The organism is Vibrio sp. 1069 (genome assembly GCF_033340555.1).
In genome coordinates, this window is record NZ_JAWOWP010000890.1 from 1 (window position 1) to 532 (window position 532).

Below are 532 nucleotides of genomic sequence, written 5' to 3' on the forward strand. Positions count from 1 at the left end.
ATGCTGATAGCACCAACCAAAAGAGCCGTGCTGTAGCCGAGCGCTGTGGTTATGAGTTCGAAGGCGAACTCAGAAACGAACGTCTTACCACATCGGGAGAGCTGAGTAACACCGTGATTTACTCAAAAATCCGCGAGTAAGCCGCTTAGCTAAACCGATTTGAATACAATAAAAAAGCCCGCGATATTCGCGGGCTTTAGTCATCTGTGCAGTGGTTAGTCTAAATCAACCAACTTCTGCTTGTACTCTTGGTGTTGGTCTAGAACTTCTTGACCTGCACCGCCAGTCATCTTGCTAACCAACACGATAGCCAGTGTTGAGAAGATGATGCCCGGTACGATTTCGTAAACGTCGAACCAACCGCCAGTTAGCTGTTTCCAAACTACGATGGTCACGCCACCCACTAGGATGCCCGCTAGTGCGCCGTTACGGTTCATACCGCTCCAGTAAAGGCTAAGTACTACTGCAGGGCCAAATGCCGCGCCGAAGCCTGCCCAAGCGTAAGATACAAGACCTAGCACAGAGCTGTCTG

At 50.2% G+C, this 532-nt stretch carries 1 protein-coding gene and 1 pseudogene; one reads left to right on the forward strand and one right to left on the reverse strand.

Annotation, left to right across the window (positions count from 1 at the left end; translation table 11 throughout):
* Positions 1–140, forward strand: a pseudogene (locus R7040_RS29655) (GNAT family protein); the annotation flags it as partial.
* 75 nt (positions 141–215) lie between these two features.
* On the opposite strand, the gene R7040_RS29660 reads toward R7040_RS29655, so the two are convergent.
* On the reverse strand, positions 216–532 hold a 317-nt coding region (locus R7040_RS29660), incomplete at its 5' end, for a sodium:solute symporter family transporter (protein ID WP_411978238.1).